19 protein-coding genes and 1 tRNA gene are annotated in these 19,854 nt (G+C 71.5%); 3 read left to right on the forward strand and 17 right to left on the reverse strand.

Annotated features, from left to right (window positions below):
• Positions 1 to 14: 14 nt before the first annotated feature.
• From AB0J36_RS20945 to AB0J36_RS20970, 6 genes are all read right to left on the reverse strand, one after another.
• Positions 15 to 710, reverse strand: a complete 696-nt coding sequence (locus AB0J36_RS20945; RefSeq protein WP_357123723.1) for a hypothetical protein — start codon at positions 708 to 710, stop codon at positions 15 to 17.
• Entirely contained in the window at positions 707 to 3,118 is a 2,412-nt protein-coding gene (locus AB0J36_RS20950) for a hypothetical protein (RefSeq protein ID WP_363661016.1), read from the reverse strand. Before AB0J36_RS20950 ends, AB0J36_RS20945 begins: the two co-directional genes overlap by 4 nt.
• Positions 3,115 to 3,474, reverse strand: coding sequence for a DUF6507 family protein (locus tag AB0J36_RS20955; RefSeq protein ID WP_355049251.1), 360 nt, complete (start codon positions 3,472 to 3,474; stop codon positions 3,115 to 3,117). Before AB0J36_RS20955 ends, AB0J36_RS20950 begins: the two co-directional genes overlap by 4 nt.
• A 38-nt stretch (positions 3,475 to 3,512) precedes the next feature.
• Positions 3,513 to 3,815: a pore-forming ESAT-6 family protein gene (locus tag AB0J36_RS20960; protein WP_355049252.1), complete on the reverse strand. Its 303-nt coding sequence runs from the start codon at positions 3,813 to 3,815 to the stop codon at positions 3,513 to 3,515.
• A gap of 17 nt (positions 3,816 to 3,832) precedes the next feature.
• Positions 3,833 to 4,168: a hypothetical protein gene (locus tag AB0J36_RS20965; protein WP_357123716.1), complete on the reverse strand. Its 336-nt coding sequence runs from the start codon at positions 4,166 to 4,168 to the stop codon at positions 3,833 to 3,835.
• 546 nt (positions 4,169 to 4,714) lie between these two features.
• A tRNA-Thr gene (locus AB0J36_RS20970) sits at positions 4,715 to 4,788 on the reverse strand.
• Between the two features lie 143 nt (positions 4,789 to 4,931).
• On the opposite strand from AB0J36_RS20970, the gene AB0J36_RS20975 reads away from it, so the two are divergent.
• Entirely contained in the window at positions 4,932 to 6,668 is a 1,737-nt protein-coding gene (locus AB0J36_RS20975; RefSeq protein WP_363661017.1) for a metallophosphoesterase, read from the forward strand.
• Positions 6,669 to 6,779: 111 nt separating this feature from the next.
• On the opposite strand, the gene ricT is transcribed toward AB0J36_RS20975, so the two are convergent.
• From ricT to tmk, 6 genes are all read right to left on the reverse strand, one after another.
• Positions 6,780 to 7,619, reverse strand: coding sequence for a regulatory iron-sulfur-containing complex subunit RicT (gene ricT, locus AB0J36_RS20980; protein ID WP_357123709.1), 840 nt, complete (start codon positions 7,617 to 7,619; stop codon positions 6,780 to 6,782).
• Between the two features lie 488 nt (positions 7,620 to 8,107).
• On the reverse strand, positions 8,108 to 8,788 hold the full coding sequence (locus AB0J36_RS20985; protein WP_357172015.1) for a hypothetical protein: 681 nt from the start codon (positions 8,786 to 8,788) through the stop codon (positions 8,108 to 8,110).
• Positions 8,788 to 9,093, reverse strand: a complete 306-nt coding sequence (locus tag AB0J36_RS20990; protein ID WP_355049258.1) for a hypothetical protein — start codon at positions 9,091 to 9,093, stop codon at positions 8,788 to 8,790. Before AB0J36_RS20990 ends, AB0J36_RS20985 begins: the two co-directional genes overlap by 1 nt.
• Position 9,094: 1 nt before the next feature.
• Positions 9,095 to 9,424 carry a YbaB/EbfC family nucleoid-associated protein gene (locus AB0J36_RS20995; RefSeq protein WP_355049259.1) on the reverse strand — a complete coding sequence of 110 codons (330 nt, stop codon included), beginning with the start codon at positions 9,422 to 9,424 and terminating at the stop codon, positions 9,095 to 9,097.
• Positions 9,425 to 9,546: 122 nt separating this feature from the next.
• Entirely contained in the window at positions 9,547 to 10,797 is a 1,251-nt protein-coding gene (locus tag AB0J36_RS21000) for a DNA polymerase III subunit delta' (RefSeq protein ID WP_357123700.1), read from the reverse strand.
• Positions 10,797 to 12,887 carry a dTMP kinase gene (tmk, locus tag AB0J36_RS21005; protein WP_357124649.1) on the reverse strand — a complete coding sequence of 697 codons (2,091 nt, stop codon included), beginning with the start codon at positions 12,885 to 12,887 and terminating at the stop codon, positions 10,797 to 10,799. The genes AB0J36_RS21000 and tmk overlap by 1 nt, the downstream gene beginning before the upstream one ends.
• Positions 12,888 to 13,204: 317 nt before the next feature.
• Here tmk and AB0J36_RS21010 point away from each other — a divergent pair, with 317 nt between their 5' ends.
• Positions 13,205 to 14,410, forward strand: coding sequence for an amino acid deaminase/aldolase (locus AB0J36_RS21010; RefSeq protein WP_357123697.1), 1,206 nt, complete (start codon positions 13,205 to 13,207; stop codon positions 14,408 to 14,410).
• A 17-nt stretch (positions 14,411 to 14,427) separates the two neighbouring features.
• Here the strand turns inward: AB0J36_RS21010 and AB0J36_RS21015 are convergent, their stop codons facing one another.
• Positions 14,428 to 15,018 (reverse strand): TetR/AcrR family transcriptional regulator, encoded by a 591-nt coding sequence (locus tag AB0J36_RS21015; protein WP_357124646.1) that lies wholly within the window; start codon positions 15,016 to 15,018, stop codon positions 14,428 to 14,430.
• Between the two features lie 226 nt (positions 15,019 to 15,244).
• On the opposite strand from AB0J36_RS21015, the gene AB0J36_RS21020 reads away from it, so the two are divergent.
• Positions 15,245 to 16,561 carry a D-arabinono-1,4-lactone oxidase gene (locus tag AB0J36_RS21020; protein ID WP_357392636.1) on the forward strand — a complete coding sequence of 439 codons (1,317 nt, stop codon included), beginning with the start codon at positions 15,245 to 15,247 and terminating at the stop codon, positions 16,559 to 16,561.
• Positions 16,562 to 16,577: 16 nt separating this feature from the next.
• On the opposite strand, the gene AB0J36_RS21025 is transcribed toward AB0J36_RS21020, so the two are convergent.
• From AB0J36_RS21025 to AB0J36_RS21040, 4 genes are all read right to left on the reverse strand, one after another.
• The gene (locus AB0J36_RS21025) at positions 16,578 to 17,555 is read right to left on the reverse strand and encodes an NADPH:quinone reductase (RefSeq protein ID WP_357392635.1); all 978 of its coding nucleotides are present in this window, start codon (positions 17,553 to 17,555) and stop codon (positions 16,578 to 16,580) included.
• Positions 17,555 to 17,854, reverse strand: coding sequence for an antibiotic biosynthesis monooxygenase (locus AB0J36_RS21030; RefSeq protein ID WP_357123685.1), 300 nt, complete (start codon positions 17,852 to 17,854; stop codon positions 17,555 to 17,557). Before AB0J36_RS21030 ends, AB0J36_RS21025 begins: the two co-directional genes overlap by 1 nt.
• Before the next feature lie 5 nt (positions 17,855 to 17,859).
• Positions 17,860 to 18,486 carry a TetR/AcrR family transcriptional regulator gene (locus AB0J36_RS21035; protein WP_357123682.1) on the reverse strand — a complete coding sequence of 209 codons (627 nt, stop codon included), beginning with the start codon at positions 18,484 to 18,486 and terminating at the stop codon, positions 17,860 to 17,862.
• A gap of 97 nt (positions 18,487 to 18,583) precedes the next feature.
• Positions 18,584 to 19,810, reverse strand: a complete 1,227-nt coding sequence (locus AB0J36_RS21040) for a CapA family protein (RefSeq protein WP_363661018.1) — start codon at positions 19,808 to 19,810, stop codon at positions 18,584 to 18,586.
• Positions 19,811 to 19,854 lie beyond the last annotated feature (44 nt).

Below are 19,854 nucleotides of genomic sequence, written 5' to 3' on the forward strand. Positions count from 1 at the left end.
TTCCCCCATGACAACTAGATCGGCTCGTGTTGGCGGTCGATGAACGCGCTCACACTCTCCGCCTCGGCGCGGGTCTTCTCGTGGAGGCCCGGATCGTTCGCCAGACGATCGAAGTAGCCCTTCTCCGCCGAGCCGTCGAGATCGAGAATCGCCGGAATGGTGACGATCGTCAGACGCCACTGCAGTCGAGGTGTGGCTTCCTTGAGGAGACTGACCACCCGGGCTCGTTCCGAATCGTCCAACTGGTCGGGCCCCACGTTGCGGAACCAGCGGACCAGGCTCTCTGTCGCTCCCTGCAGGATGAAGAAGGCCCATGATCGACCAATGCTGTCGATGACCTCGTCCGGTGGCGTCGTCCACGTGACGCCGAAGACGTCCTCCGAGTCCAGGTACGCGTCAGCCCAGGCGCGCACCTTCTCGGGCGTGACGTCGGCGAGAGTCGGCATCGATTGCTTCAGCCGGGTGTACAGAATGAACCAGTAGTCGTCGAAGAACGCCTTGGGAAGTCCCCAATCGGTGTCGTCGCCGTAACGGTCCCGGACGTCCACCAGATAGGCGAGGCACGTCTCCAACGCCCGCAGGGCTTCGGCCCGCTGTGGTGGGCTGGGCGGCAGCTCGCGCGTCGCCTTTCCACGCTCGACGGGATCCGCCAGTCGCCATGGGACTGGCACGGCGGCCAGCATTTCGGGGGTAACCCAGGGATCGGTCACAGGAAATCAACTCCGTAGGGCCTGAGGAAGTCACGTGCCGCTTCGAGATTCGGCAGGTGCTCGCCGAACCAGGCGCCCGGCTTGCGCATCGGATGCGCCGGGTCGGCTGCGGCCCGCTCCACCGCCTCCTGCAGCGCGGTCAACTGCTGCGGGGTCAAGGTACGCCCGCCGATGCTGATCGGTACGTTCTGATCGGCGAGCCGTTCAATCGCCATCTGTGGAGGATCGTTGCCAGCGCGGCTGAAAAGTCCCGTCCAGCCCTCATCGGTGCCGACCCGAACGCTCACCTCACGTCCCGGGGCACCGTTACGCCAGTCGAGCATGCGATCCAACTGAGCAGGATCGGATCGGAACTTGTTGGCCACGGTTTGTGCGGTGGCCTTGACCTCCGTCACGTGAACGTTGCCGTCGGCGGTCTGGTAGACGAGATCGCTTTCGGGGATGCGCCCGGTGTCGACGACCGTGCCGTTGCCCAGGTTGACCCGTTCACCGGCGACGACGTTCAGACCGATCTTGCTGCCGGGCGCCAGATCGCCGCTCTGCAGCACCTCGTTTGCGGCACGCAGCTCCGTCGCGGCCCCCTCGAAGGCAGACCGGTCCCCGCTGAGGTTGTTCAGCACGTCGCGGAAGATGTCTCCCTGTCGGTCGACGCCTCCCGCCAGCCGCCCGGAGTCCTGGAGGTCCATGAAGTCCCGCGCCGCCTGGTTGGCCATGCCGTCCGGCAGATCGGTACGGGAGAGCAGATCCTGGACTTGAGCCCGCGCTGCGGGATCGAGCCGGCCAGCCTGGTCGAGGAACCGCTGCTGCTCATCCGGCGTCAGATCCCGCCCACGATCGGCGTTTCCTCCGCCCGGCGGGTTCCCGTCGGGGGTGTTGCCGCCAGGCCCGTTGCCGTCCGGGAGGTTGCCGCCAGGCCCGTTGCCGTCCGGGAGGTTGCCGCCAGGCCCGTTACCGTCCGGGATGTTGCCGCCAGGCCCGTTACCGTCCGGGATGTTGCCGCCCGGAGTATTGCCCTCGGGGAGGTTCCCGCCCGGCGTATTGCCGTCAGGGATGTGCCCACCGGGGGCGTTGCCGTCCGGGATATGCCCACCGGGCGTCAGGTCACCGGGGACGTGACCGCCCGGCGTGTTCCCGCCAGGCAGATGGCCGCCCGGCCCGTTGCCGCCGTCCATGTGCATCGCGTCGCCACCGCGAACGTTGGGCATCTCGACGTCGAAGCCACGCCCGATCGGCACGTCGCCGGCGATCGCCGGAACCAACCCGAGCTGCGGGATCTTGATGTCGAACTTCCTGGCGATGTTGATCGCCACCTCGCCGACGGTGGGCAGCTTGTCGAGCCAGTTACCGGTACGGACCAACGCGGCGCCGATCCGCGCGGCGGTGGCGCTGCCTCGAATGGTGTTGACCGCCGCGCCCGCGCCGCGCAGCCCGGAGGCGGCACCCTTGGTACCCACGATCGCTGAGACGATATTGAAGGTGGCCATGCCGGCGGCCTTCGACTTGTCCTCGCCCCAGGTGTCGTACGCGATGATGGTCTTGCCCGCGTTGAGCAGGAGGTTGCCCGCCTCGCGCTGCTCCATGAACGGCATGCCGACCGTCTGGTCGATCACGATCGTCACCGGGTTGACGTAGATCGAGACCGCCCACACGAACTTGCCGAGCCCCAGCCACGACTGACCGGCGGTGCCCCAGCTCCACTCACCCGTGGTGGGATCCCGGCCGATCAGCCCGCCCAGGTCTTGAAGCATGGTGACGAAACTGATGCCGATGCCGACGAAGTACGCCCCCACGTCGCCGAAGAAGCCGCGGTCGTGCTCCTCGTTGCTACCCCAGGGCAGGGCGCCGTCCTCACCGGCGGCGGCGTTCAGCGTGTCGGCGGTGAAGCCGTACTCGCCGTTGTCGGCCTGACCGTCGGCGTTGTCGGCCCGATACTGGAGGCCGCCGTACAGCGCGTTGATGGTGTTGGCGCACTTGCGCTGCGCCTCGAAGAACGCGGCCACCTGCGTGTTCACGGCGGTGATCAGGCCGTTGTGCTTGTCGACCTTGCCCTGGTCCTCGCGCCAGTCCTCGTCGTCCTTGATCGAGCCGACGAACTCCTCGGCCTGGCCCTTCAGCGCGGCGAGTTGAGCCTTGATCTCCTTGACCTCGGTGGCGTACGTGGCCAGCGCGGCCCCGACCGCCTGGATGTCCTCGCCCACCGAGGCCGACACCGTACGCACCGGGCCGGTGGCGGCGAAGAGCTGCGCCGCCTCTGGCGCCGTGTACACCGCCGCCAGCCCCTGCCAGGTGCTGTCGACCGCCTGGCCGGTGTTGGCGAAGTCGACGCCAGCGGTCCGAACCGTCTGCGCGTGGGTGGCCAGCGCATCCATGTTGCCGGGGATCTGCGGAATCTCCCCCGGATTGATCATCGGGGCACCGCCCCACCGCCCGGCCCCGGCATCGTGGCCGACGGGTCGGGTGCCGCCGCGGCACTGCGCTGCGCGTTCGCGGCCATCTCCAGATCACCTTCGACGTAGGCGTTCGTCGCCTGCGCCGCTGCCTGCATGCACGCCCCCGTGCGAGTGAACACGAACTCGAGATCCGTCCGAATCGACTCCACGAAGCCCTGAAGCGCCTGGCCCACGATCTCCGAACTGGACTCAGTGGCGGATCCCTCCAACGCCGAGTTCAAGCTCGTCATCTGCCCCTCGAAGGGCATGGCCGCGGCATGTGTACGAGTCAGGACGTCGCGCACTCCACCGGGGGAGATATCCCACGCGCTCACGCTCGTGCTCCCTCGTCAACAACTCGTCGGATAACGACTCAACCGATCGACTGCACCGCAGAGCGGGCCCGGGACAGCGTCGTGTTCGCCGTCTCGTCGTTCTTCGTCATGGTGGTCTTGACCAGGTCGATGATCGTGCGGACCTCGCCCGCTGCCCGGTTCCACCGGTCCTCGACCGTCCGGTACTCCTCGGACACCCCATCGGCCTGGAAGTCGGCCATCGCGGCCGCGACGTCGGAGCTGCGCTGCGAGATCAGTGACTCGAGCCGCCCGATGATGCCGGCGAGGTCACCCTGCACCTGCTGCGACGTGCCGGTATCGAAACTGCGTCGGTCTGTCATGACTGTCACTCCCCGTGTCAGCGGCTGCTGGAGAACCTGGCGGCGTCGAAGTTCGCGGTGCCCTCGGACGACCTCGCATTGTCGGACATCTCGGTGTCACCCTGACCGAACGAGGAGTCCATTCCACTCTGGCCGCCCAGAATCGCACCCAGGGAGGAGTTCAGTTCGGCGGTGATCGAATCGGCGTTCGCCTTGAACGAATCGAATGCCACCCGCCCGGCCCCGTTGAAGTTGCCCTGCAACGGCTCGGCCGCGGTGATCAGTTGCTTGATCAGAGAACCGAGATCATCGGAGGAACCCTGCGTCTGCTTGGTCAGACTGCCGAGCGTCTGAGCCCCCATGTCGAACTTCATGCCACCACTCCCCGCTCCTCGACCGAACGTCCGCCATCAATGTTACGAGATCCACGCCAATTCATCCTCAGTGGATTTTCGGGTGGGATGGCGTTTGCCGGGAAATGCGCAGTGGCAACTTGTCGGGGCATCCTTGCGCCGGCCGCCGTCTCAGGCCGCACCCGTGAGGCGACACCGATCCGGCGGGCCAGCGCCCGCGCGCCCGCCGCGTCGCCCGACCCGAGCGCGGCGCCGATGAGGGACTCCTCGTCTGACATGTACCGCCACGCCCCCTCAAGCCGATCTCCGTTGAAGATCACCGCCGGAAGCACCTGCAACCAGCCGGCGTGCCGGCCGATGCCGGCGCTTCAGTCGCCAGCAGTCCGAGCGCGGCCGGTTTGCGGGCGGCTTTGACGTGTACGCCGGGCTGTTCGATAACGACCTGGAAGCGGGCGTCAACCGGTTGAACGGAGCGGTCGCAGGGTGCGGGCTGGCGCGTCCGGCGGCGGTGTCCTGGACCTTGAGAAACGGCGGAAGCCCAGGTCGATGACCTGGGCTTCCGTGCCGAGCCGCCTGACGGAATCGAACCGTCGACCTACGCATTACGAGTGCGTCGCTCTAGCCGACTGAGCTAAGGCGGCAACGATCAGCAAGTGTACGGCACCCCGTACCCCTGGGCCGAGCGGGATACCCCGACGCTCCCGCCGCCGCCAAACGGACAAGCACCGCCATCCGGCCAATTACCAGACAGCAGCGCACGCAGACCGGTACTACGCTGCGGCGGGTGACTGACGAACGCGACGATCACCAGGCACCGGCGGACGCGCAACCCGACGGAGAGCCGGCTCCTCGCCGCCCACGCTCCACCGACCCGCTGGAACTGGGCTTCACCCCTCGCAAGCCGGTGCCGTGGCTGGCGCCGTTCCTGTTGATCAGCACCGGCATCCGGACGTTGCTGGCGATCCTCTTCGGCGCGTACCTCGACAAGCGCGAGTTGCAGAACGCCTTCGGCGACGACATCTTCCGCCAGGCCGGGCCGGACGGTGGGCTCTGGCTCGACTACGTGGCCGACCTCGGCGACGGCTTCCACGCCACCTACTCCGTCGCGTACCTGCTGGCGCAGCCGGAGCTGACCGTGGACGGGCACCGGCTGCCCCGGGCGCAGACCCTGGTGATGGGCGGCGACCAGGTCTACCCGTCGGCGGCCTACGCGGAGTACGAGAACCGCTGCAAGGGTCCCTACCAGGCGGCGCTGCCGGCGACGCCGCCCGACCGTCCCACCCTGTTCGCGGTGCCGGGAAACCACGATTGGTACGACGGCCTGACCGCTTTCCTGCGGCTGTTCGTCCGCTCCCGGGACCGTAACTTCGCCGGCTGGCGCACCGGGCAGTCGCGGTCGTACTTCGCGGTGGAGTTGCCGGCCGGCTGGTGGCTGCTCGGCGTGGACGACCAGTCCGGCTCGTACCTCGACGATCCGCAGTTGGCCTACTTCGACGAGGTGGCCCGGCGGCTCACCCCGGAGTCAAAGGTGATCATCGCGACGCCGTCGCCGACGTGGGTCAAGGCCGCCGACGACCCGACGGCGTACGACTCGGTCGACTACTTCGTACGGACGATCATCGACCCGACCGGTGCACGGGTGCGGCTGCTGCTCTCCGGCGACCTGCACCACTACGCCCGCTATGCCGGGCACGACCGGCAGTTGATCACCTGCGGTGGTGGTGGGGCTTATCTGTACCCCACGCACAAGCTGCCCGAGCGCCTCGAGGTACCACCGCGCGACACGCTGGCCCGGCGGGCCAGCCGCACCCAGCCGTACGACCTGGTGGCCCGCTACCCAGACGCGGCCCGCTCGCGCCGCTACGGCTGGGGCATCTTCGGCCGACTGCCGTTCCGCAACCCGGGCTTCGCGACCCTGCTGGGCACCCTGCACACCCTGCTGATGCTTGCCATGGCGGGCGCGACGGCCAACTGGGGCGACAGCAGCGACCAACGGCTGTTCAGCGTTCCGCTGGTGCTGATGGTGCTGGTGACGGTGATCGCGGCGATCCTGTTCGCCAAGCCGCCCAGCGCCAGCGGCAAGCGGCACGCCCGGCACTGGCTCCTCGGCGTCGGCCACGGTGTGGCCCATGTGGCGCTGGCCGCCGGCGGCACCTGGCTCTGGTTGGCGCTGCCGTTCTACGACTGGCCGTGGCCGCTGCCGGCGGTCGCCGCCGTGGTGGTGTACGGCCCGGTCATCGGGCTGGTGGCGAGTCAGCTGGTCGCAGCGTATCTGCTGGTGGCAGGCGCCTTCGGGGTGAACGTCAACGAACTGTTCGCCGGCCAGGGCATCGAGGACTCCAAGTCGTTCCTGCGGCTGCGCATCGACCCGGACGGCACGCTGACCGTCTACGCCATCGGCGTCGACCGGGTGTCCCGAGACTGGCAGGTCAACCCCGACCAGTCCCCCACCGCAAGCTGGCTGACCCCCAAAACCCCCCTAACCCCCCACCTAACCGAACCCCCCGTAGTCCTCACCTGACCGGACCACTAGTTGATCAAGAGGTTTGCGTCATCCGGAGCCCGAATTTTGACGCGAACCTCTTGATCAACGCGGGCTGGCGGGTGGGGGGTGAGGGGTGGGGGTGGGGTTTTAGGGGGTGTAGTGCTGGTCGTGGGCTTGGCGGGGGGCGCAGACGGAGGCGCGGGAGCAGGAGCAGCGGGAGCCGTCCGCGTCGAGGCGTACGGTCACCGCGTCGCGGGGCACGCTGTGGCCGACCACTCGACCACTGCCCTCGGGCGTCGTCACCCGACTGCCGACGGCCGGCGCGGTCTCCTGGAAGCGCTGGTACAGCGGATGTTCGTACTTGAGGCAACACATCAGTCGACCGCAGGCTCCCGAGATCCGCAGCGGGTTGAGCGGCAGGTCCTGGTCCTTGGCCATCCGGATGGTCACCGGCTCGAAGTCGGTGAGGAACGTCGCGCAGCACAGGTCACGACCGCATGAGCCGATGCCGCCCTGGACCCGAGCCGAGTCGCGCGCCGAGAGCTGGCGCAGCTCGACCCGGCAGTGCAGGGTGGCGCCGAGGTCGCGGACCAGTGACCGGAAGTCCACCCGGTGCGGCGCGGTGAAGTAGACCGTGCTGCGCTCGCCGCCGCCGTCGGCGGAGCCGAGCACATGGTCGACGGCCACCACCTTCATCGGCAGGCCGTGCGCGCGGATCAGCCGTTTGGCCGCCACCTTCGCCTCGGCCTTACGACGGCGCAGCGCCTCGTCACGGCGCAGGTCGTCGTCGCCGGCCAACCCCACCAGCCGGGGGAAGCCGTCGGTCTCCTCGCTCACCCACTGGGCGGCCCAGACGCACTCGGCGACCTCGGGTCCGTCGTCGGTCGGCACGAGCACCCGGTCGCCAACCTGGGGGCGCAGCTCGCCCGGGTCCAGGTAGTAGAGCCGCCCGTACCGGTTGAAGCTGACCGCGCAGAGCATGCCCATCCCCCCACCCTACGACGGATCACCGCGGAGAACGCGGCGGGCGATACCTCCATCTCCATCCATGACCGTCGACTCGACCGATTGCCGGGCCACCCGTCGTGCCGATGATCCTCGCCCGGACGGTTGAATCCGTGCCCGGGAAGGGGACAAACGCTGCCGGACAGCGTTGAGTGGAGGCAGACCTGCGGGGGGTGCAGGGGGAAGACCACGGCGTCGCCGTGCGCGCCGGCTCTGCTCTGGCGCCCGCGAGCGACGCCGTGGCCTGCCCGCGAACCACCACCACCGGCCCGAAGCAACGGCGTGGCCCGCGCGGGAACCACCACCACCGGCCCCGGAGCAACGCCGTGGCCCGCGCCGGAACCACCACCGGCCCCGGAGCGACGCCGTGGCCTATAGCCGCGGACCGACACATCTGGGCCTGAGCAACGCCACGAGTCGACCCGCAAAACAACGACCACGACCAGGCCTGGGAGCGGGCGGGGGTACTGCTACCAGCCGACCCTGGTGTGCTGGTCGTAGCGGGCGCGCTCCTGAGTCGGCGACCGCCAGGTGGACTCGGCCAGGCTCGGCGCCCACTGGCGCAGGAGTGTCTCGGCGCCGTCGTACGCGACGCAGAGCACCGCCAGCACCCGCGCGGCGATCTCGGCGGCGTCGGCGACGCCCGGCCCGACCGGCGTCAGGCGGTTCGGGGGGCCGGCGGCGGTGGCGGCGACCACGGCCACCGCCTCGGCCGAGCGCAGCAGGTCGGCCAGCGTGCGGGCGAGGGCGAGACGGCTGCCCTCCACCCAGTCGGCGAGCGCGTCCGCGTACCCGGCGGTGGATTCCATCCGCCCGACCAGGCTCTCCGGCCCTTCGTCCAGGTGGCGCAGCAGCGCGGCACGCTCCTGCCCGTACGCCGAGGCGGCCGGCCCGGACCAGAGCACGGGGTCGGTGAGCGCGGCGCCGACGTCGTCGTACCCCCGGACGAGCCGGCGCACGGCGTGCCCGGCGCTGACGAGCGGCGCCGGGTGCAGGTCGAGGAAGCCCCGGACGGCGTCGCCGGGCAGCACCTGCATCCGGCGGAGCAGGGGCCACACCCGGTGCCCTTCGGGAACACCGGCCGCGAGCAACGCGTCCACCCGGCGCAGCAGGTTGAGGCCGGGTTCGGCGAGCCGGTCCAGTGGGTCCATCACGGCTCTCCGGTGATCCGGCGGCGGGCGGCGCGGTCGACCTCGGCGTACCGGTCGGCGGCCTCGCGGACGGCCGAGGCGGCGGCGGCGAGGCGGCCGGCGGCAGCTCGGGCCTCGCGGGCCCGGTCGTCGGTGGCGGCGGCCCACTGTCGATGCAGCGCGCGACCGATCTCGCCGGGGCGGCCCGGGGCGTCCGCGCCGAACGCGGCCTGGGCCGGATCACTGGCGGTGACGGTGTGGGACAGGGTGGTGAGCGTGGCGCTCGCCTCGTCGAGCCGGGCGGAGAGCGCGCGCAGCGTGTCCACGTCAGGCCCCCGCGAGCGGTCGGTAGGCGGCGAACGTCTCGTTGTGCAGCTTCTCCCGGGCCCACTCGGCCGCGTCCGCCGCCGCGGTGACCGCGGCCTGCACCGAGCCGGCCACGTCGCGCGGGCTGCGGGCGTGCAGTGGCCCCAGGAACCGGACGTCGGTGATGCGGCCGGCGGCGGTGACCACCACCTCGACCAACCCGTCCGGCGAACGGACGGTGACCTCGACCGTCGACACGGCCTGGTCGAACTCGGCCTGCAACGACTCGATACGGCGGTAGCGCCGCACCGCCTCCTCGATCCAGGCCTCGTCGATCTCCCCCCGCGGCATCGGCGACTCCTCCCGGATGGATCATCACTGAGCGTGCCGCCACCGTCACCACGGCACACCGGACCGTACCGCACAGCAATCGCACGTGTCGATGGCTGTGGACAACCGGCGGGAGCTGCTGGTCAACCCTTCCAGAGGGCGAGCATCATCGCCTCGACGGCGATGCGCGGCTTGACGTTCGCGTCGATCGCCGCACGGCAGGCGAGCACGGCCTCCAGCCGGCGCAGCGACCCCTCGGCGTCCCACTTCTGGGCCCCGGCGCCGGCGAGCGCGGCGGTGTCGGTGTGCACCGGGTCGACCGGTGCGCGCAGCGCCATGGTGAGCGCGTCACGGTAGAAGCCGGCCAGGTCGACGAGCGCCCGGTCGAGCGCGTCGCGCTGGGCGCGGGTGGCCCGTGACTTCTGCCGCTTCTCCAGTTCCTTGAGCTGCCCGGCGGCACCCCGGATCGCGCCGGCCGCGCCCCGGCCGGTGCCGCCCGCGCCGAGCGCCGTCTGCAGTGCCGCCCGTTCGGCCACGTCGGCCTCGGCGACCGACGCCTCGGCCTCCGCCTCGGCAGCCTCGATCAGCGCGGACGCCGCGTCGAACGCCGCGCCCACGCCGGTCAGCCGGCGCGGCACGGCGAGCACCGCCGCACGCCGCTTGCGGGCCTCCGGGTCGCGGGCCAGCCGGCGGGCCCGGCCCACGTGCCCCTGCGCGGCCGCCGCCGCCCACTGCGCCACGTCGGGCGCGATGCCGTCCCGACGGACCAGCACCTCGGCCACCGCGGTGGCCGGCGGCTGCCGCAGGGGTACGACCCGACAGCGCGACCGGATGGTCACCGAGATGTCGTCCGGGTGGGTGGACGGGGCGCAGAGCAGGAAGACCGTCCGCGGTGGCGGCTCCTCGATGGCCTTGAGCAGGGCGTTACCGGCTGCCTCGGTGAGCCGGTCGGCGTCCTCGATCACCACCACCTGCCAGCGCCCGCCGGACGGGGTGCTGGCCGCGCGGAGCACCAGCGCGCGCATCTCGCCGACGCCGATGGAGAGCCCTTCCGGCACCACCAGCCGGACGTCGGCGTTGGTCCCGCCCATCGTGGTGTGGCAGCCGGGGCACTCGCCGCAACCGGTGCCGTACGCACACTGCAGGGCCGCGGCGAAGGCGCGCGCGGCGACCGAGCGGCCGGACCCGGGTGGCCCGGTGAAGATCCAGGCGTGGGTCATGCCAGCGGCCGGGTCGGGGGTGCCGGCCCCGATTTCGGCCTCGCCCGCTGCGACGAGGGCGGGCGCCCGGTCGGTCGCGGCGGCACGCAGCACGGCCGCCGCCGCTGCGGCGGCGCGGCGCAGTTCGGTCACCGCCTCGTCCTGACCGACCAGGTCGGCGAAGACGTCCGGCATCAGGTCTTATGCTCCATCGTCACCAGCTCCGCGTCGGATAACTCAGGCTGCACCGAGGTGTCCGGGCCCTGCGCGGGTCGCGGGTGCACGATGCCGCCGGGCTTGCCGAGCATCTCCTCGACGCGCCGGACCACCAGCTGGGTGATCTCGCCGACCGGCCGGGACGCGTCGAGCACCAGGTAGCGCTTCGGGTCGGCGGCGGCGAGGTCGAGGAAGGCGTAGCGGACGCGCTCGTGAAAGGCGATCGACTCGGCCTCGAGCCGGTCGGCCGCACCGCTGCGCGAGGCGACCCGGGACAGGCCGGTGCGCGGCTCGACGTCGAGCAGCACCACGAGGTCGGGCTTGAGGCCGCCGGTGGCCCAGGAGGAGAGCCAGGAGACCTCGTCGACCGGGAGCGTGCGCCCGGCGCCCTGGTACGCGAGCGACGAGTCGACGTACCGGTCGCTGATCACCACGTCGCCGCGGACCAGCGCGGGCCGGACCACGGAGGCCACGTGGTGCGCCCGGTCGGCGGCGTAGAGCAGCGCCTCGGCGCGCGGGGACGGCGCCTCGTCGCCGGAGGTCTCCAGCACCAGCGACCGGATCCGCCGGCCGACGCCGGTCGCCCCCGGTTCGCGGGTCACCAGCACGTCGCGCCCGTCGGTGCGCAGCCGCTCGGCGAGCGCGGCGAGTTGGGTGGACTTGCCGGCACCCTCGCCGCCCTCGAACACCACGAACAGCCCGGCCGAGACGAACGGCTCCGCCGGCGTCAGCGGACGGCCCCGGATCGAGCCCCAGAGGTCGGCGAGGACCGGGACGCCCTTCTTGTCGTCCATCTGGCCGAAGGCGCTGATGCCGGCGAAGATGCCGGCGGCGCCGGCCGCGAGCAGCAGCAGTCGGGTGGACGAGACGGAGATGCCGAGGTCGGCGATCTCCAGCTTGCGCGAGCCACCGACGCCGACCAACACGCTGCTCAGCCCGATGGCCAGGATCAGCACCAGTCGGGTGCCGATCTGCACCACCGCGAACACCCGGCCGCGCACCTCGTCGGCCACCTCACCGCCCAGCAGCGTGGTGCCGGCGAGGAAGGCCATGCCTGCGCCCGCGCCGACCAGCACCGCGCCGACGATCGCCATGGACAGGTGGATGGCGAAGGCGAGGGTCATCACGGCGGCGCTGGCCAGCACGATGCTCATGCCGAACCAGCGACGCCGGGACATCTCCTTGACGACCATCGGGCCGAGCCCGATGCCGAGCGCCAGACCGACGAAGATCGCGCCGAAGAGCAGCGAGAACGCGGCATCGCCGGCACCCAGTGAGTTGGCGAAGAACTTGGCCGTGCCGACCACGATGCCGCCGCCGGCGAACGCGCCGAAGATGCCCAGCACCAGGCCGCGGACGAGCGGGGTCTGGCCGATGAATTTCCAGCCCTCGGAGAACTGCCGGAACATGCTCTGCTCGGAACGCCCCGCCTCGCCGCGCTGCGCCTCGCTGATCTCCTTGATCCCGAACGCCACCACCAACGCGGTGGCGAGCCGGGAGAAGGCGTTGAACCAGAGTGCGAGTTGAGCCGGTTCGGCCCAGGAGGGTAGATCGCCGCCCACAGCGCCTCTGACACCACGGTCCAGCACTGCGAGGCCGATGGCCGCGGCCACCGGGGTGAGGCCGTACGTGGTGATCAACGTGAGCTGGTTGGCCGCCTCCAGGCGGGCCCGTGGGATCAGGTTGGGGACCGCGGCCTCCTTGGCCGGGATCCAGAGCAGGGTGAGCGACTCGATCAGGAAGGTGGCGATCAGCGCCCAGCCGACCACCAGGCCGCCGGCGGCCCCGCTGAGGGCGTAGAGCGGAATGGAGGCGAAGAGCACGAAGCGCAGCAGGTCGCAGATGACCATCGTCCAACGCCTGTCGAACCGGTCGGCGAAGACGCCGGCCACCGGGCCGAGCACCAGCGCGGGCAGTAGTCGGATCGCGGTGACCCCGCCGAACGCGGCGCCCTGGGCGGTGCTGCCCTGCACCTGCGAGGCGGCGAAGAGGGCGGTGGCGAGCAAGCCGAGCCAGTCACCGAAGGAGGCCGCGCCGAGCACGATCCAGAGCCGGCGGAACGGCCTGATTCGCAGTACCGAGCGGATCGCGGCATAGCCGGACGCGTCGACCTGACCACCGCTGGACTGGTTGGCGGCGCTGCCCGACTGGTCACCCGCGCGCGACACGCCGGGCGACTCGCCGCTGTTCTGGCTTTCGATGGCCGTACCTCCACGTGCCGGCCCATCGCTGGGCACCCCCGGTGGAACACTCTAGACCCGGTGGGGGCCGCCCCACCGGCGACATTCTCCTGCTCGCTGAGCCTAGGCCGCCGACGGCGTCGACCGCAGCCCGGGACGTATGCGAGGGTGTTTCGCATTCATCGTCGGACAGTTAGCGTGCACACGTGGCCATCGAAAGCGACAAACTGCGCGAGCGCCTGGACCGGGCGACCGCCCATCTCGACCCCCCGTACGCCGTGGTGGATCTCACCGCCTACGACGCCAACGCGGCGGCCCTGGCCGACCGCGCCGCCGGCAAGCCGATCCGGCTGGCCAGCAAGTCGGTGCGCAGCCGGGACCTGATCGGCCGGGCGCTCACCCGGCCCGGTTGGCAGGGGGTCATGGCGTTCACCCTCCCCGAGGCGATCTGGCTGGTCCGGGCTGGTCTGAGCGACGACGTGCTGGTGGCGTACCCGAGCGCCGACCGGGCGGCCCTCACCGAGCTGGCCGCCGACCCGACACTCGCCGCCGCGATCACCCTCATGATCGACGGCACCGGCCAGCTCGACTTCGTCGACGCCGTCCGCGCCCCGGGGCAACGCGCCGAGCTGCGGCTCTGCCTGGACCTGGACGCCTCCTGGCGACCGCTGCGTGGCGTGCACGTCGGCGTCCGCCGCTCGCCGGTGCACAGCGCCCGGGCGGCCGGCGCGCTCGCCGCCACCGTCGCCGGCCGCGCCGGCTTCCGGCTGGTCGGGCTCATGTCGTACGAGGCGCAGATCGCCGGCCTGGGCGACGCGCCGCCGGGGCGGACGCTGCTGGCGGGCGCGATCAGGCTGGCTCAGCGCGGCTCCTACCGCGAGTTGCTGGCCCGCCGTGGCGCCGCGGTGGCGGCGGTACGGGAACACGCCGACCTGGAGTTCGTCAACGGCGGCGGCACCGGCAGCGTGGCCGCGACCAGCGCCGATCCCGCGGTCACCGAGGTCACCGCGGGATCGGGCCTGTACGGGCCGACGCTGTTCGACGCGTACCGCGCCTGGCGGCCCACCCCGGCGGCGTTCTTCGCCTGCGCGGTGGTCCGCCGACCGACGCCGGAGTTGGCGACCGTGCTCGGCGGCGGTTGGATCGCCTCCGGCCAGGCGGCCGACAGCCGGCTGCCCCGACCGTGGCTGCCGGCCGGCCTGAAGCTCGTCGGCACCGAGGGCGCCGGCGAGGTGCAGACCCCTCTCGCCGGCGCGGCGGCGGCCACCCTGCAGGTCGGCGACCGGGTGTGGTTCCGGCACGCCAAGGCAGGTGAGCTGTGCGAACGGGTCAACGAGCTGCACCTCGTCGAGGGGGACGCGGTCGTGGCGACCGTGCCCACCTACCGGGGCGAGGGCCACGCGTTCCTCTAGGTGTTCGCGCCGCCAGGTCAGGCGGACTGGGCGGCCTCGGCGCGCTGCTCGCTCTCGCATCCGTCGACCTGGCGGTGCAGGTACTCCCGGATCAGCGCCTTCGCCTCGAGCAGGACCCGCTCGTCGCCGTCGGACTTGCGCCGGAACGCGAGCTTGATCAGCGCGTCGGCGGCCTCCACGGCGATCTCCAGGACGAAGCGCAGCTTCGGCACGTCGGTCAGACCGAAGCGCTCGGTGAGCACCCGCGCCAACTGGTCGGCGATGACGCCGTTGTTGTCACGCTGCTCGTCGAGCAGGTGCAGGTCGACCACGTCGCCGAAGTGCAGGGTACGGAAGCCGGGGACGGTGCGGTGCATCGTGATGTACTCGTCGATTCCCGCGTCGACGCCGTCCCACCAGTGGGTCATCTCGTCGGAGGCGAAGCGCTCGTCGAGCCGCTGCAGGTAGGACTCCATCGTGCGCAGGGTCAACGCCTGCACGATCGCCCGCTTGTCCGGGAAGAACTGGTAGACCGACCCGATCGCCACTTCGGCGCGCTCCGCGAGCAGGGTCGTGGTCAGCCCCTCGTACCCCACCTCGTCGACGAGCTCGGCGCAGGCGTCCAACATGCGCTGAACCCGCGCGACACTTCGACCCTGCACCGGTACGCGGCGCAGCGGCCCGGTCGTGGCGGCTGGTGTGGACACTCGGCGCCACCCCCCTTCGACGGATGAACATATCTCCACGTCACGAGTCCGTGACTACCGGTACAACGAGCGGACCGCAATTGCGGTATTTACCAGGGACAACGTTCCTGATATGAAGTCAGTTCATATTCATGAATGAGGAGCGCGCATGGTCGGCACCGCACCGCTCACCGCCGGATGGTCCAACTGGGCCGGCAACCAGCGTGGCAGCGCCACCGCGATCCTGCGCCCCGGCTCGCCGGACGAGGTGGCAGAAGCCGTTCGGGACGCCGCCGCCGCCGGAGGCCGCATCCGCGTCGCGGGCAGCGGCCACTCGTTCACCGCCGTCGCCCTCGCCGACGACCGGCGGATGGAGTTGTCCGAGCTGGAGACCGGTGTCAGCGTGGACGTCGCGCGCCGACTGGTCACCGTACCGGCGGGAATGCCCCTGCACGCGCTCAACGGACTGCTCGCCCGGCACGGCCTCGCGCTGCCCAACCTGGGCGACATCGACGCGCAGACCATCGCCGGCGCCATCTCCACCGGCACCCACGGTACCGGCGCCGGCTACGGCTGCCTCTCCACCTTCGTCGAGGCCCTCACCCTGGTCACCGGCACGGGCGAGGTGCTGCGCTGCTCCGCGGACGAGCACCCCGACGTCTTCGCCGCCGCCCGGGTCTCGCTCGGCGCGCTCGGCGTCCTGGTCGAGGTGACCCTGCGCTGCGTGGACGCCTTCGTCCTGCACGCCCACGAACGCCCCGCCGCCCTCGACGACGTGCTCGGCGACCTGCCCGCGCTGATCGGCCGGCACGACCACGTCGAGTTCTACTGGTTCCCGTACACGTCCCGGGTCCAGGTGAAGGCCAACGACCGGGTACCCGTCAACGACCGGCCGCTGTCCCGCTGGCGCGGCTGGCTGGACGACGACTTCCTGTCCAACCGGGTCTTCGCCGGGGCCTGCCGCCTCGGCCGGGCCGTGCCCGCCCTGGCACCCGGCATCAGCGCCGTCTCCGCCCGCGCGCTCACCGAACGGCGGTACACCGGACGCTCCGACCGGGTGTTCTGCACCCCGCGCCGGGTCCGCTTCGTCGAGATGGAGTACGGCCTCCCCCGCGCGGCGCTACCGGAGGCGCTCACCGCGCTGCGACGGATCGTGGACGGACTCCCGTTCAAGATCCTCTTCCCGGTCGAGGTGCGCTTCACCGCCGCCGACGACATCTGGCTGTCCCACGGCTACGACCGGGACAACGCGTACATCGCCGTACACCAGTACGTCGGCATGCCGTACGAGCCGTACTTCCAGGCGTTCGAGAAGGTCGCCGCCGCACTCGGCGGTCGCCCGCACTGGGGCAAGCTGCACTACCGCGACGCGGCGTCCCTCGCCGGGGCGTACCCCCGCTTCGCCGACTTCCAGGCCGTCCGCGACCGCCTGGACCCGCACCGCGTCTTCGCCAGCCCGCACCTGACCCACATCCTGGGCGCGTGAGGGCGGCGTCCGCCCGTCAGAGGTCCAGGACGACCCGGCCCCGGGCGCCGCGCTCGACCAACTCGTGGGCCTCGGCGATCTGTGCCAGCGGCAGCCGGGCGGCGATCGGATAGCGCAGATCACCGGCGACGAGCGCGGCCGTCAGGTCGGTCGCGGCGGCCTCGTTCGCCGACTCGGGGAAGTCGTCGTTGCTGAGGAACCGGACCGTGATGTTCTGAAAGCCCAGCGGCCAGTACGGGATGGCGGGTTCGGCGGCCACGGTCGCGTAGGTCGCGATGACGCCGCCGACGCGGAGGATCTCCAGGTTGGTCGCCAGGTTGGCGTCGAAGGCGAGTTCGGCCACCCGGTCGACAGGTTCCCCGCCGGTGCGGTCGAGGATCCGGGCGGCGACGTCGCCGCCGGCGGTGTCGACCGCGTGGTGCGCGCCCGCGATCAGCGCCTGTTCAACCTGGTCGGGCGTTCGAACCGTCGCGATCACGGTGGCGTCGCCCCGGCGGGCCACCGCCAGCGCGGCCCGTCCGACCGCGCCGAGGGCACCGGTGACGAGGACCCGCTGCCCACGCACGGGACCGTCGGCGAAGATCGCCCGATGGGCCGTGATGCCCGGGATACCGAGCCCGGCCGCCTGCTCGTCCGGCACGTCGGCGGGCAGCGGCACGGCGTGCCGGGCCGGCACCACCGTGTACTCGGCGGCGGTGCCGAACGGGCGGTACGACTGGGCGAGATACACCCAGACCCGCTCACCGACCCGTGCCGGATCGACACCCGGCCCGACGGCGTCGATCACCCCGGCGCCGTCACCGTGTGGGACCACCCGGGGGAACGACATGGCGGACCCCCACCAGCCCTGCCGTTTGCCCAGGTCACCCACGTGGATTCCGGAGACCGACACCCGGACCCGGACCTCGCCGGCACCCGGCGAGGGATCGGGCAACTCGCCGACCTGCAGAACCTCGCGGGCCGGGCCCTGCCGGTCGTACCAGGCTGCGCGCATCACGCACCCACCGGATCGGTCGTGGTGCCCTCCTCGGAGCTGACCACCTCGTCGATCAGGGCGAAGAACGCCTGGATGCCGGGCCGGTTCCCGCCCCGACGCCGGGACTCGGCGAAGTCTTCGGGCGAGGCCCAGAAGACGATGTCCAGCCACTGTCCGGCATCGAGTCGGATCAGCCGTGCGCCGAGGAAGCCGGCACGGTCGGCCTGGAAGTCGTCAAGCATCGCGGGCCGTGCGGCCAGCAGGGCATCGGCGCGCTCCGCGGCCACGCGGAAGCGGGTGATCTCGACGGTGGTCATCGTCCTCAATCCGTTCGGGTACGGGAAGCCGCGTCCCGGACGCCCAGCATCAGCCTGAGCTGGGTGAGCAGGACGTCGCGGAAGGTCTCGGGTGACGGCGTGGCATGGTGCTGGACGCGCGAGACGATCAGACCGGCCAGAGCCGCGAGCAGGAAGTCCGTCACCGCGTCGGCGTCGTGGGTCAGCGTGAACGCCCCCCGCTCGGCGCCCTCGCGCACCGCGGCCAGGAAGGGCGCCCGGTAACGCGCCAGCACCTTGGCGCTGTGGTCGCGGAGTTCGTCGTCGCGCATCGCCGATCGCCAGAACTCGACCAGGATCCGTCGGGCGCTCTCCGAGTTGTGCAGGCTCCGGTCGGTCAGGGCGACCAGCCGTCGCCACGGGTCGGCCTCGGCGACCGAAACCGCGTCCAGGGCGGCGACCTCCCGGTCGGTGAACACCTGCATGGCCTCGATGATCATGTCCTCCCGCGACCCGAAGTAGGTCTGGAGGGTGCTGATCGCGACGCCGCCGGCCGCCGAGACGTCGGCGAACCGCGTGTTCTCGTATCCGCGCGATGCGAGCACGTCCATCACCGCGTCGAGAACGGCTGCCCGCTTCTCCCCGCCCGCACGCCTCGTCCGACCAACCGGCATGGCAATACGGTACGGCGGTACCGACTCAACGGGTAGGCGGGCGATCTCGGTGTGGTGCAGAGCACCCTGGTTCGAGCCGCACCCTCGGCGGTGACGCTCAGCCGCCCGACGCCACCACCTGGTCCGGGCCGGCACCCAGGGCCCGGACGTAGCCGAGCACCCGCTGGTACGCCTCCCGGTAGTCGCCCCGCCGGCCTGGTGAGGTGCCCGGGTCGGCAAGCGCTGCGGTCAGGTCGACCAGCCGCAGGGCCGGCGCCAGGTCGGTCCAGGTGGGCAGTGCCTCCATCCGGGTCACCGTCCAGCGTCCCGGAGCGGTCTCGGTGAAGGTGGCCCGGGCCATCACACCCTCACGGTTGTCGTCGATCGGCGTCTCGTGCCGGGCCAGTTCGTTGCCCATGCCGAAGACCACCCACTTGTCGCCGAAGCGCTGGAACGGCTGCACCACGTGGGCGTGATGGCCCAGGATGAGGTCCACGTCGGGCGAGGAGATCAACTGCTTGGCCCACGCCCGCTGGTCGGCGTCCGGCAGGTGCTGGTACTCCGTACCCCAGTGCAGGCTGAGCACGACGATGTCGGCACCGGCGACCCGGGCCTTGTGGGCGGCGGCGAGGATCTCGGACGGCTTGATCAGGTTGGCCAGCCACGGCTTGCCCGAGGGGCGGCTCAGCCCGTTGAAGTTCAGGCTGTACGCCAGGTGGGCGACGCGGACGTCGCCGACCTGGTAGATCCGGGGCCGGGCCGCTTCGGCGGCGCTGCGGGCACTCCCGGTGTGCCCCAGCCCGGCGGCGTCGAGTGCGCGGAGTGTCCGGGCCACCCCGTCGGCACCCTGGTCGAGGGTGTGGTTGGAGGCGGTTGAGCAGCCGTCGAACCCGGTGGTGCGCAGCGCGTCGAGCACCTGCGGGGGCGCGTTGAACGACGGATAGCCGGCGAACGGGCCGGCGGGATCGGCCAGTGGCGTCTCGAGGTGGCACAGCGCCAGGTCGGCGCCGCGGACCGCCGGGGCGACCCCGGCGAACATCGGGCCGAAGTCCATGCCGCCGGCACGGGCACCGTCCCGGCGCGCCTGCTCGGTCACCGCGGGATGGATCAGAACGTCACCCGCGGCGACGAGTCGCACGGTCCGCGGGTTGGCGGGATCGCGGTTCGGCCCGGCGGACGACCCGGGGGCGACGGCCTGCGGGGAAGCGCGCGACATGGTGGCGCCGGCTGGCGAGGGACTGCCCGCGTCCACCGCCCGGATGCCGACCGCGGACACGGCGAGCAGCAACGCACCGGCGGCAGCACCGACGAGCATGCGGCGGCGCGGGACAGGGACTGCGAACATTCCCTCACATTAGGCAGTCCACGCCAGAACCCCGACCCCAAATT

Origin of the sequence: Micromonospora sp. NPDC049662, assembly GCF_040675055.1 — a bacterium.
Taxonomy (GTDB): domain Bacteria; phylum Actinomycetota; class Actinomycetes; order Mycobacteriales; family Micromonosporaceae; genus Micromonospora.